The sequence below is a fragment of the Modestobacter versicolor genome (assembly GCF_014195485.1).
Classification (GTDB): domain Bacteria; phylum Actinomycetota; class Actinomycetes; order Mycobacteriales; family Geodermatophilaceae; genus Modestobacter; species Modestobacter versicolor.
Map to the genome: position 1 here is coordinate 318,593 of NZ_JACIBU010000002.1, position 11,650 is coordinate 330,242.

At 71.8% G+C, this 11,650-nt stretch carries 13 protein-coding genes; all 13 read right to left on the reverse strand.

Going from position 1 to position 11,650, the window contains the following annotated elements; all coding sequences use genetic code 11:
• Positions 1 to 117: 117 nt before the first annotated feature.
• Complete coding sequence (locus FHX36_RS21480) at positions 118 to 351, reverse strand: hypothetical protein (RefSeq protein ID WP_110551339.1); 234 nt, start codon at positions 349 to 351, stop codon at positions 118 to 120.
• Positions 352 to 578: 227 nt separating this feature from the next.
• Complete coding sequence (atpD, locus tag FHX36_RS21485) at positions 579 to 2,024, reverse strand: F0F1 ATP synthase subunit beta (RefSeq protein WP_110551340.1); 1,446 nt, start codon at positions 2,022 to 2,024, stop codon at positions 579 to 581.
• A gap of 102 nt (positions 2,025 to 2,126) precedes the next feature.
• A complete protein-coding gene (locus tag FHX36_RS21490; RefSeq protein ID WP_110551341.1) occupies positions 2,127 to 3,104 on the reverse strand; it encodes a F0F1 ATP synthase subunit gamma in 978 nt (325 codons plus the stop codon).
• A 1-nt stretch (position 3,105) separates the two neighbouring features.
• Positions 3,106 to 4,743: a F0F1 ATP synthase subunit alpha gene (gene atpA / locus FHX36_RS21495; RefSeq protein WP_110551342.1), complete on the reverse strand. Its 1,638-nt coding sequence runs from the start codon at positions 4,741 to 4,743 to the stop codon at positions 3,106 to 3,108.
• 70 nt (positions 4,744 to 4,813) lie between these two features.
• On the reverse strand, positions 4,814 to 5,644 hold the full coding sequence (locus FHX36_RS21500) for a F0F1 ATP synthase subunit delta (protein WP_110551343.1): 831 nt from the start codon (positions 5,642 to 5,644) through the stop codon (positions 4,814 to 4,816).
• Positions 5,644 to 6,216, reverse strand: coding sequence for a F0F1 ATP synthase subunit B (locus tag FHX36_RS21505; protein ID WP_110551344.1), 573 nt, complete (start codon positions 6,214 to 6,216; stop codon positions 5,644 to 5,646). Before FHX36_RS21505 ends, FHX36_RS21500 begins: the two co-directional genes overlap by 1 nt.
• Before the next feature lie 43 nt (positions 6,217 to 6,259).
• Positions 6,260 to 6,484 carry an ATP synthase F0 subunit C gene (atpE, locus tag FHX36_RS21510; protein WP_181428681.1) on the reverse strand — a complete coding sequence of 75 codons (225 nt, stop codon included), beginning with the start codon at positions 6,482 to 6,484 and terminating at the stop codon, positions 6,260 to 6,262.
• A gap of 88 nt (positions 6,485 to 6,572) precedes the next feature.
• Positions 6,573 to 7,391, reverse strand: a complete 819-nt coding sequence (gene atpB / locus FHX36_RS21515) for a F0F1 ATP synthase subunit A (protein ID WP_110551345.1) — start codon at positions 7,389 to 7,391, stop codon at positions 6,573 to 6,575.
• The gene (locus FHX36_RS21520; protein ID WP_110551349.1) at positions 7,388 to 7,717 is read right to left on the reverse strand and encodes a hypothetical protein; all 330 of its coding nucleotides are present in this window, start codon (positions 7,715 to 7,717) and stop codon (positions 7,388 to 7,390) included. The genes atpB and FHX36_RS21520 overlap by 4 nt, the downstream gene beginning before the upstream one ends.
• A 14-nt stretch (positions 7,718 to 7,731) precedes the next feature.
• Positions 7,732 to 8,241, reverse strand: coding sequence for a Cg1360 family ATP-synthase-associated protein (locus FHX36_RS21525; protein WP_181428682.1), 510 nt, complete (start codon positions 8,239 to 8,241; stop codon positions 7,732 to 7,734).
• Entirely contained in the window at positions 8,238 to 9,509 is a 1,272-nt protein-coding gene (locus tag FHX36_RS21530; RefSeq protein ID WP_183514351.1) for a glycosyltransferase family 4 protein, read from the reverse strand. The genes FHX36_RS21525 and FHX36_RS21530 overlap by 4 nt, the downstream gene beginning before the upstream one ends.
• A 4-nt stretch (positions 9,510 to 9,513) precedes the next feature.
• Complete coding sequence (locus FHX36_RS21535) at positions 9,514 to 10,821, reverse strand: serine hydroxymethyltransferase (protein WP_110553160.1); 1,308 nt, start codon at positions 10,819 to 10,821, stop codon at positions 9,514 to 9,516.
• Positions 10,822 to 11,007: 186 nt separating this feature from the next.
• The gene (locus FHX36_RS21540; RefSeq protein WP_110553165.1) at positions 11,008 to 11,649 is read right to left on the reverse strand and encodes an L-threonylcarbamoyladenylate synthase; all 642 of its coding nucleotides are present in this window, start codon (positions 11,647 to 11,649) and stop codon (positions 11,008 to 11,010) included.
• Position 11,650: the final 1 nt, after the last annotated feature.

Here is an 11,650-nt window from a genome sequence, read left to right on the forward strand (position 1 = left end):
CGGACGTGCCCCGGCGACGGGGTCACCCCACTGTAGCGGCGCGCCCGGGGACGTTCCCCTGCAGCCCTGCCGACGGCCGGTGCCCGGCGTCCGCGCGCCGCGACCGGGGGGCGTCGATCAGCGGCGGTAGACGACGGTCCAGCGACCGACCCGCAGCTGCGGGTGCCAGACCACCGAGGACGGCGCCCACTCGACGGTGTCGAACGGCTCGTCGTCGGTCTCGACGGGGGCGTACGGCGGCCAGCTCCACTCGAGAGCGTCGGCAGGCAGCTCGGGGCGCTCCAGGGTGGCGGACGGGCTCGCCGTCGCACCCCCGCGTCGCAGCACCGCTGCCAGGTCCAGCTTCTGCACCGTCGTACTCCCGCGCGTGGCGTCCGCCGCTCGGACGCGCTGACCAGATGATCGACCCGGAGCGGTCGATCCTTGAGCGTTCATGCGCACGACCACCCGATCGGATGGCGGTCGCGCTGCCGCGCCCTGCTCAGGAGGGCCCGGCATCCTTCGGTGGTACACCCCACCTACGACAACGGCCGGGCCCCCGCGAGGGGACCCGGCCGTCGGCGACTGCGGAGGTGCTCCTAGCTCTTCTTCAGCTTGTCGAAGTTGCGCTCGAGGTCCTCGAGGCCACCGCACATGAAGAACGCCTGCTCCGGCACGTGGTCGTACTCGCCGGCCGCGACGGCCTTGAAGGCCTGCAGCGTCTCGCTGAGCGGCACGTACGAGCCCGGCTGACCGGTGAAGGCCTCGGCCACGAACATGTTCTGCGACAGGAACCGCTCGATGCGACGGGCCCGGTTGACGGTGACCTTGTCCTCTTCACCGAGCTCGTCGATGCCGAGGATGGCGATGATGTCCTGCAGCTCCTGGTAGCGCTGCAGGATCCGCTGCACCTCGCGGGCGGTGTCGTAGTGCTCCTGCCCGACGTACTGGGCGTCGAGGATCCGGCTGGTGGAGTCCAGCGGGTCGACGGCCGGGTAGATGCCCTTCTCCGAGATCGGCCGGGAGAGCACCGTCGTCGCGTCGAGGTGGGCGAAGGTGGTGTGCGGCGCCGGGTCGGTGATGTCGTCGGCGGGCACGTAGATCGCCTGCAGCGAGGTGATCGACCGGCCGCGGGTGGAGGTGATCCGCTCCTGCAGCTCGCCCATCTCGTCGGCCAGGGTCGGCTGGTACCCCACGGCGGAGGGCATGCGGCCCAGCAGCGTGGAGACCTCCGAGCCGGCCTGGGTGAACCGGAAGATGTTGTCGATGAACAGCAGCACGTCCTGCTGAATCTCGTCGCGGAAGTACTCCGCCATCGTCAGCGCCGAGAGCGCCACGCGCAGCCGGGTGCCCGGCGGCTCGTCCATCTGGCCGAAGACCAGCGCGGTCGAGTTGATGACGCCGGACTCGGTCATCTCGGTGATGAGGTCGTTGCCCTCGCGGGTGCGCTCGCCGACGCCGGCGAACACCGAGACGCCACCGAACTCCTGCGCGACGCGGCGGATCATCTCCTGGATCAGCACGGTCTTGCCCACGCCGGCCCCACCGAACAGGCCGATCTTCCCGCCCTTGACGTACGGGGTCAGCAGGTCGATGACCTTGATGCCGGTCTCGAGCAGCTCGGTGCGGCCCTCGAGCTGGTCGAACTTCGGCGCGTGCCGGTGGATCGTCCAGTGCGGGGCGTCCTCGCCGTAGCCGGGGGTGTCCAGGCACTCGCCGAGGGCGTTGAACACGTGCCCGGTGACGGCCTCGCCGACGGGCACGGAGATGGCCGACCCGGTGTCCCGGACCTCGGCACCGCGGACCAGGCCGTCGGTGGGGGCCATCGAGATGGTGCGGACCACGTTGTCACCCAGGTGCTGGGCGACCTCGAGGGTCAGCGTCTTGCCCAGGTCGGCCAGGGTGACGTCGACCTTCAGGGCGTTGAACAGGTCGGGCATCGCGTCGCGGGGGAACTCGACGTCGACGACCGGCCCGGTGACCCGGACGACCCGGCCGCTGCCGGTGGTCTCCTGGGTGCTCGGACGGTCCTCGGTGACGGTCATCTGTGCTGCTCTCCTGCCCTCGGGCTCGGTCGATCTGTGTCTTCAGTGTCCCCGGTGGCGGCGTGTCCCGCCGCCACCGGGGCGGTGCTCAGTCGTGCGTGCTCAGTCGTTGCTGCCTGCGGACACCAGCGCGTCGGCGCCGCCGACGATCTCGCTGATCTCCTGGGTGATCTCCGCCTGGCGGGCCTGGTTGGCCTGCCGGGACAGGTTCTTCGCCAGCTCCTCGGCGTTGTCGGACGCCGACTTCATCGCCCGCCGCCGCGAGGCCGACTCCGAGGCAGCCGCCTCGAGCATCGCCGCGTAGATGCGGGTGGTGACGTACTTCGGCAGCAGCGCGTCCAGCAGCGCCTCGGCCGACGGCTCGAACTCGTAGGAGGTGGGCACCTCGCTGGTGCGCTGAGCCTCCCCGCCCCGCCCGGCCCCGTCCGCCTCGTCGCGGAACTCGTCGACCTCCTCGACGACCAGCGGGGCCATCCGCCGGGCGACGGGCACCTGGGAGAGCAGCGAGCGGAACTCGGTGTAGACGATGTGCAGCTCGTCCACGCCGAGGATGCCGTCGGCACCCGCGCCGCCGTCCTCGTCGTCCTCACCGGCGGTGAAGGCGTCGATGAGCGTGCGGCCCACCGCCTGCGCGTCCTCGTAGCCGGGCTGCTCGGAGAAGCCGGTCCAGGAGTCGGCGAACTCGCGGTCACGGAACCGGTAATACGTCTCGCCCTTGCGGCCGACCACGTAGAGCACCGGCTCCTTGCCCTCGTTGCGCAGCAGGCCGAGGAGCTCCTCGGTGCGGCGCAGCACGTTGACGTTGTAGGAGCCCGCGAAGCCGCGGTCCGAGGTGATGATCAGGACCGCGGCCCGCTTGGCGTCGGGGCGCTCGGTGAGCAGCGGGTGGTCCAGGCTGGCCGAGCCGGCCAGCGCGGACAGCACCCGGGTGATCTCCCGGGCGTAGGGCTTGGAGGCCTCCACCCGGTTCTGGGCACGCACGATGCGGGCACCGGCGATCAGCTCCTGGGCCGAGAAGATCTTCTTCGTCGACTGGGTGGAGCGGATCCGGCGCCGCAGCGCGCGGAGTGAGCCGGCCACGTCAGGCGCTCCGCTTGACCTGGACGGTCTCCTGGCCACGGTCCTTGGCGTCCATCGCCTCGACGGCCTCGTCCCTGACCTGCAGGGACTCGCCGTCGGAGGTGGTGAACTGGCCGTAGAAGGTCTCGACGGCCCGCTCCAGGCTGCCCACCGTGTCGTCGTCCAGCTTCTTCGACTCGCGGATGGTGTCGAAGATCGGGTTGTCGCCGCGGCCGATGAACTCGAGGAACTCGGACTCGAAGCGACGCACGTCGGGGACCGGGACCCGGTCCAGCTTGCCGGTGGTGCCCAGCCACAGCGAGACGACCTCGCGCTCGACCGGGAACGGCGAGTACTGGCCCTGCTTGAGCAGCTCGACCAGGCGCTGGCCGCGGTCCAGGGTGGCCCGGCTGGAGGCGTCCAGGTCCGAGGAGAAGGAGGCGAAGGCCTCGAGCTCGCGGAACTGGGCCAGGTCCAGGCGGAGCCGGCCGGCGACGGACTTCATCGCCTTGATCTGCGCCGAGCCACCGACCCGGGACACCGAGACGCCGACGTTGATCGCCGGGCGGACACCGGAGTTGAACAGACCGGTCTCGAGGAAGATCTGCCCGTCGGTGATCGAGATGACGTTGGTCGGGATGTAGGCCGAGACGTCGTTGCCCTTGGTCTCGATGAGCGGCAGACCGGTCATCGAGCCCGCGCCCAGCTCGTCGGAGAGCTTCGCGCAGCGCTCCAGCAGGCGGGAGTGCAAGTAGAAGACGTCGCCCGGGTAGGCCTCGCGGCCCGGCGGGCGGCGCAGCAGCAGGGAGACGGCGCGGTAGGCCTCGGCCTGCTTGGACAGGTCGTCGAAGACGATGAGGACGTGCTTGCCCTCGTACATCCAGTGCTGGCCGATGGCCGAGCCGGTGTAGGGGGCGATGTACTTGAAGCCGGCCGGTTCGGAGGCCGGGGCGGCGACGATGGTCGTGTACTCCATCGCGCCGGCGTCCTCGAGGGCGGCCCGGGTGGCGGCGATGGTGGAGCCCTTCTGGCCCACCGCCACGTATATGCAGCGCACCTGCTGGGACGGGTCGCCCGTCGCCCAGGCCTGCTTCTGGTTGATGATCGTGTCCAGCGCGATGGCCGACTTGCCGGTCTGCCGGTCGCCGATGATCAGCTGGCGCTGACCGCGACCGATCGGGGTCATGGCGTCGATCGCCTTGATGCCGGTCTGCATCGGCTCGTGCACCGACTGGCGCTGCACCACGGTGGGCGCCTGCAGCTCGAGGGCGCGGCGGCTGGTGGTCTCGATCGGGCCTGCGCCGTCGATCGGGTTGCCCAGCGGGTCGACGACCCGGCCGAGGTACCCGTCGCCGACGGCGACCGAGAGGACCTCACCGGTGCGGCGGACCGTCTGGCCCTCCTCGATCCCGGCGAAGTCGCCCAGGATGACCACGCCGACCTCGCGCACGTCGAGGTTCAGCGCCAGGCCGCGCACGCCACCCTCGAACTCGAGGAGCTCGTTGGTCATGACCGAGGGCAGGCCCTCGACCCGGGCGATGCCGTCGCCGGCCTCGGTGACGACACCGACCTCCTCACGGGAGACGTCCGGGGTGTAGTCGGTGACGTAGTTCTGGATGGCACTGCGGATCTCGTCCGCGGAGATCGTCAGCTCGGCCATGGCGTCGCGTCCTCTTCTGCTGGTGTGGAACTGGTGCGTGGGGTCGGGCGGGTGGCTGCTGGCGGTGCCGTCAGCCGGCCAGCCGCCGGCCGGCGGCCTCGAGCCGGTGGGCGATGCTGCCGTCGATGACCTCGTCGTCGACGCGGATCACCAGACCGCCGAGCACCGACGGGTCGACCTGGACCTGCAGGCCCATGGTCCGCCCGTAGAGGCGCTCGAGCGTGGCGACCAGACGCTGCTCCTGCGTGGCGGTGAGCGGGACCGCGCTGACCACGTGGGCCACCGCCTGACCGCGCCGGCGGGCCGCCGCGGTGGACAGCCGCTCGATCTCGTTCTCCGCGCTGTGCACGTGCGAGCTGGTCAGCGAGTTCCGGACCAGCCGCTCGGTGACCGGGCTGACCTTGCCGGTCAGCAGCCGGTCGAGCAGCGCGGCCTTGCCCTCGCGCGGCGCCGACCGGTTGCCCAGGATCCGCGCGAGGTCGTCGTCGCCGGCCACGATGCGGCTGAACCGGAAGAGCTCGTCCTCGACGCTGTCGAGCTCACCGCGCGCGTCGGCGGCGTCGAGGGCTGCCTCGGTGGCCAGCGTCTCGGTCGCCTCGACCAGGTCCAGCGGCCGCGACCAGCGCTGCCGGGCCACCGCCTCGAGCACCTGCAGGGTGTTCTCGCCGACCTTGGCCGACAGCAGCCGGCGGACCAGCCCGGCACGGTCGTCGGGGCGGACCGAGGCGTCCGAGAGCGCCCGGCGCAGCGAGAGCGTGCCGTCGAGCACGTGCGCCACGGAGAACAGCTCGTCGGCCAGGGTCAGCAGCGCCTCGCCGCGGTTGCGGCTGCGGGCACCGGAGGTCTGCGCCTGGAGCGCTTCCCGCGATGCCTCCATCGCGGCCCGGCTGGAGGCGTGCATCAGCGGACGTCCTGCGGGACGTACGCCGAGCTGCCACCGTCACCGGTGGTGGCGGTCATGCCGTCGAGGGAGTCGAGGAACCGGTCGACGGTGCCGCTGCGGCGCGCGTCGTCGGCCAGCGACTCACCGACCACGCGCCCGGCCAGGTCGACCGCGAGCGTGCCGATCTGGCCGCGCAGCTCGGTGACCACCTGCTGGCGCGAGGCGTTCAGCTGCTCCTCGCCACGGGCGACGATGCGGGCCGACTCCTCCTGCGCCTGGGCGCGGAGCTCCTCGATGATCTGCTGCCCCTCGGCGCGCGCGGCGTCACGGATCTGCGCCGCCTCGGTGCGCGCCTCGGCGAGCTGCGCGCGGTACTGCTCCAGGGCGGCCTTGGCCTCGGCCTGCATGGCCTCGGCTCGCTCGATGCCGCCCTCGATCGCCTCGCGGCGGGCCACGAACGTCTTCTCCATCTGCGGGAAGACGAACTTGACCAGCACCGCCAGCAGGATCCCGAAGGTGATCAGACCGACGATGATCTCGGCGACGGGTGGCAGGAGCGGATTGGCGCTCTCCGCGGCCAGGATGTCCATGCTCTGCAGGCTCCCTGAAGTCAGTGGGAAGGGACCGGGCAGGTCAGTAGATGAAGGGGACGACCAGGCCGATGAGCGCGAGCGCCTCGGAGAGGGCGGCACCCAGGAAGGCGTAGGTCCGGGTCAGGCCGGCCGACTCGGGCTGACGCGCGGTGGCCTGGATGTAGGCCGCCCACACGACACCGACACCGATGCCGGGGCCGATCGCGGCGAGGCCGTAACCGACGGTGCCGATGTTGCCCTCGAGCTCTGCGAGAACCTCGATCATGGGGTGGTGCTCCTCCTGTGTCGGTCGCCCGGGGTCATCCCGGGCGGCTGGCTGGGTCGTGCTGGTGGTGCGGTCTGCGGGGGGTGGATCAGTGTGCGGGCTCGACGGCGCCGTTCAGGTAGGTCGCCATCAGCACGGTGAAGACGTAGGCCTGCAGGACGATCACCAGCAGCTCGAAGAACGTCATGAGCAGGGCCATGAGGAACGAGAACGGCGCGAAGATGACCGAGAAGTTGCCCACGAAGAGCAGGTAGGACGTGCCGAGCGCGAACACCGCCAGCAGCATGTGGCCGGCGAACATGTTCGCGAAGAGCCGGACGGCGAGGGTGAAGGGCCGGATCACGAAGACCTGGAGCAGCTCGATCGGCGTGACCAGGATCAGCGCCAGCTTGGGCACACCCGGCGGGATCGCGGCGTCCTTGAAGTACTTGGCCGCACCCTGCTCGCGGATGCCGATCCAGTTGTAGAGCACCCAGCAGATGAGGGCGAGGACCAGCGGGATCGCGAACTTCGAGTTCGGGGAGATCTGCGCGAACGGGATGATGCTCATCGCGTTGTTCGCGAGGATGAAGAAGAACAGCGACGCGAGGAACGGCGCGAACGGCAGGCCCTTGGGGCCGATGACGTCGCGGGCGATGCCGTCGCGGACCACCGAGTAGCCGCTCTCCGCCAGCCACTGCATGCGGCCGGGCACGATGGTCGGCTTGCGGACCGCCGCGACGAGGAGAGCCCCGATCGCGAGGGTCGCGATCCACATGATCAGCGTGATGCGGGTGATCTCGAAGTCGAGGCCCAGCAGCGAGAACGACGCGATCGGCTCGGGGTAGAACTCCTCGATCGTCGGGGCTTCGAACCCCTCGCCGTTGGCCGCGAGCACGTCGCTGAGCGCGAGGGCGCCTGAGGTCACCGTTGTCCCTTCTGCGTCCTGGGCTGACCGCGTCGGCCACCCGGGGTTGTCCCGTGTGCTGCCCTGCCGACCGGCGGCACGGGCGGGGCGTACTTGATCACGATGATGTAGATGGCCACACCGAGGCCGAGGAGGACACCGACCAGGACGAGGAACCTCGTGCCCAGCCAGCGGTCGAGCGCCAACCCGGCGCCACCCCAGACGATGATCCCCGACAGCATCGTGCCGGTGATCCCCCAGCCGACGTCGGCCCCACTGGGCTGGTGGTCGGCGGAGTTCTCGGGTGACGGTCGGGTTCTCCCAGGTGCGGGAGTGTCCTCGGCCATCGGATCGGACACTATCAGCCGCGTGTCGTGGGAGTTTCCGGGTCTTCCGCCGGGGGGTCGACGGACCCGTGGCCGCTCACCGGCGAGGGTTCCGGCGGCGCTGGCGGCGTGACGTAATAGAGCGGCTTCGTCCACACCCAGCGGGCCTGGACGACGCTCCAGAGCAGCGCCCCGACCACCACCGTCCAGCCCAGCACCCGGCGGTCCACCCAGCCGTCCTCGGGCAGCGCCTTGAGCACCGCGACGAGGACCAGCATCTTGACCAGGAACGTGCCGAGCGCGGCCGGCAGCGTGTAGCTGTCGTGCACCCGCCCGGCCCAGGTGACGACCAGCCCGGAGACGCCGAAGAAGCTGGTGACGACGGCCGCGCCCACGAGCACGCTGAGCCCGTCCGCCCAGCTCAGCAGCGCGCCCACCAGCACGACGGCGACCGCGGTGAGGGGCAGCGTGACCAGCAGCCCGACCCGCAGGAAGGCGAGGTCCCACGGGGCGTCGCTGGGCTGTCGCGCGGGTGGCGCGCTCATCGCCGCACCCCCGCCGTCCGGCTGGTCGGCACCGGCCCCGGGGGCTGCGGGCCACCCACCGGCGCGGTCGGGCCACCCGGGCGGCCCCGGGTCACCCGGCTGGCCGGGTGCGCGGCCCGGCTGCGCTCCTTGAGCGCCGCCAGCTCGGCCTGCCGGGCCGCGATCGCGGCGCGGCGGGCCCGCGGGCTGAGCACGACCACGACACCGACGACCAGCAGGGCCCCGATGATGACCAGCACCTCCACCGTGCCCCCGGTGATCGACAGCGCGACCGCGCCGAAGCTCAGCAGCGCCGCCCAGAAGTACATGATCAGCACCGCCCGGCGGTGGGAGTGCCCGATCGACAGCAGCCGGTGGTGCAGGTGCATCTTGTCCGGCGCGAACGGCGACTGCCCGCGCAGGCTGCGCCGGACGATCGCCATCACCAGGTCGATGAAGGGGATGAAGAGCACCGCGACCGGCACCAGCAGCGGCAGGGTCAGCGGCAGCAGGCTGGCCGCGGAGCCGAGGGTCTGCGAGTCGGTCTGCCCGGTGGCCGAGACCGCGGCCGCCGACAGCATCAGCCCGACCAGCATCGAGCCCGAGTCGCCCATGAAGATCCGCGCCGGGCTGAAGTTGTGCGGCAGGAAGCCCAGGCACGCACCGGCCAGCACGGCGGTGATCAGCGCGGGGGCGCTGGCGACGTCGTCGTAGCCGACCAGCCCGAGGTGGTAGCTGTAGGCGAAGAAGGCCAGCGCGGCGATCGCTGACACCCCGGCCGCCAGCCCGTCGAGGCCGTCGATGAAGTTCAGCGCGTTCACGGTGAGGACGGTCAGCAGGATGGTCGCCGGCACCCCGACGTCCGAGCCCAGCGACAGCGTGCCGATGTCGGCGACCGGCAGGAACAGGAACGCCAGCTGGACGCCGAGCAGCACCATCACCCCGGCTGCCGCGATCTGCCCGGTGAGCTTGGTGAGCGCGTCGAGGCCGAACCGGTCGTCCAGGACGCCGAGCAGGCAGATCAGCCCACCGGCGACCAGCACCGCGATGGTCTGGGTGCTGAACTCGAAGCTCCGCTGCAGCGAGGGCAGCTGGGAGGCGACCAGCACCCCGGCCGCGACCCCGAGGTACATCGCCACGCCCCCGCCCCGGGGGGTGGGGATGACGTGCACGTCGCGGTCCCGGACCGCCGCCATCACCCGGAAGCGGACCGCCGCGACCCGCACCACCGGGGTGGCCAGGAACGTGACCATCGCGGCGGCGAGGAGGACGACGGCGTACTCGCGCATCGGGTCAGGCGGTGCGCGTCGGCTCGGGGTAGGCCGGATGGGCCCCGACCAGCTCGCGGACGCCGGCGGCGACCTCGGCCGTCCGGGAGCCGTCGGCGTCCCGGATGGCCGTCCCGATGAGCGAGGCGATCTCCTTCATGTCGGTCTCGACCATGCCCTGGGTGGTGACCGAGGGGCTGCCGACCCGGATGCCCGAGGCGACCGACGCCGGCTGCGGGTCGAAGGGGATGGCGTTCTTGTTCAGCACGATGCCGGCCGCGTCGCAGCGGGCCTCGGCGACCTTGCCGGTGACGAGCTCGCCGGCGGTGTCGGTGACCTCGCGCAGGTCCAGCAGCGCCAGGTGGGTGTCGGTGCCGCCGGCGACCGGCCGCAGCCCCTCGGCGGCCAGGCCCTCGGTGAGCGCCTGGGCGTTGGTGACCACCTGCCGGGCGTAGGCCTGGTACTCCGGCTGCAGGCACTCCTTGAGGTTCACCGCCTTGGCCGCGATGGCGTGCATGAGCGGGCCGCCCTGCATCATCGGGAAGGCCGACTTGTCGATCGCCTTGGCGTGCTCGGCCCGGCAGACGATGGCGCCGCCGCGCGGACCGCGCAGCACCTTGTGCGTGGTGAAGGTGACGACGTCGGCGTACGGGACCGGCGAGGGGATCGCCTTGCCGGCCACCAGGCCGATGAAGTGCGCCGCGTCGACCATGAAGATCGCGCCGACCTCGTCGGCGATCTCCCGGAAGGCGGCGAAGTCGATGAGCCGCGGGATCGCCGAGCCACCGGCGACGATGAGCTTGGGGCGGTGCTCGCGCGCCAGGTCGCGCACCTGGTCGTAGTCGATGTGCTCGGTGGCCGGGTCGACGCCGTACTGCACCGCGTTGAACCACTTGCCGGAGAAGGAGACCGCGGTGCCGTGGGTCAGGTGCCCGCCGTGCGGCAGCGCCATGCCCATCAGGGTGTCCCCGGGCTGGAGGAAGGCGCCGTAGGCGGCCAGGTTGGCGCTCGCGCCGGAGTGCGGCTGCAGGTTGGCGTGCTCGGCGCCGAACAGCTCCTTGGCCCGGGAGATGCCCAGCTCCTCGGCCCGGTCGACGACCTCGCAGCCGCCGTAGTAGCGGCGGCCCGGGTAGCCCTCGGCGTACTTGTTCGACAGCGTGCTGCCCAGCGCGGCCAGCACCGCGGGGCTGGTGAAGTTCTCGCTCGCGATCAGCTGCAGCCCGTTGCGGAGGCGGTCCAGCTCGTCGACGACCACGCCGGAGATCTCCGGGTCGAAGGCCGCCAGGGCGTCGAAGTCGGGCCCCCAGTAGGGGGTCGTGGCGGGGGTGCTCATCGCGGGTGCACTCCTGCTGTTCGGTGCGGGCGCCCGCGAGCACCGGGGTGCGGGGCGCGCGGCTGTCGCACCACGGTATCCCTCCGGCAGCACGGTTCCCCGAAACGCACCGCGGCCAGGCGCCGTGGCCCCGCTGCAGGGGCCCGCCGCGAGCGTGCGAGTGGTGGGGGGCAGCGGGGTCCTTCGTCAGTCGGTGATGCCGGGGACGACCTCGCGGAGCCGGTCGACGTCGATCGCACCGAACCGCAGCACCCGCGGGGTGGGGGCGGTGCAGTCGACGATCGTGCTCGCCGCCGAGCCGGTGCGCGGGCCGCCGTCGAGCACCACGGCGGCGTGCTCCCCCAGCTGGTACCCCGCCTCGGCCGCCGTGGTCGCCGCCGGGCGGCCGGAGCGGTTGGCGCTGGAGACGGCCAGCGGGCCGGTGCGCCGCAGCAGGTCGCGGGCGACGTCGTCGTCGGGCAGCCGGACGGCGACGGTCCCCTCGGCCTCCCCCAGGTCCCAGGCCAGCGAGGGCGCGTGCTCGACGACGAGGGTGAGACCACCGGGCCAGAACGCCTCGGCGAGCTGGTGGGCCACCGGCGGGATGGTGACCACCAGCCCGGCCAGCGTGGAGGCCTCGCCGATCAGCACCGGCACCGGCATGCTGCGGCCCCGGTTCTTGGCGGCCAGCAGGCTGGTGACGGCGGCGGGGGTGAACGCGTCGGCGGCCACTCCGTAGACGGTGTCGGTGGGCAGGAGGACCAGCTCACCGCGGGCGAGCGCGGAGGTCGCGGCGATGAGCCCGGCCTCGCGCTGGTCGGGGTCGCTGCAGTCGAAGACGTCGGCCACG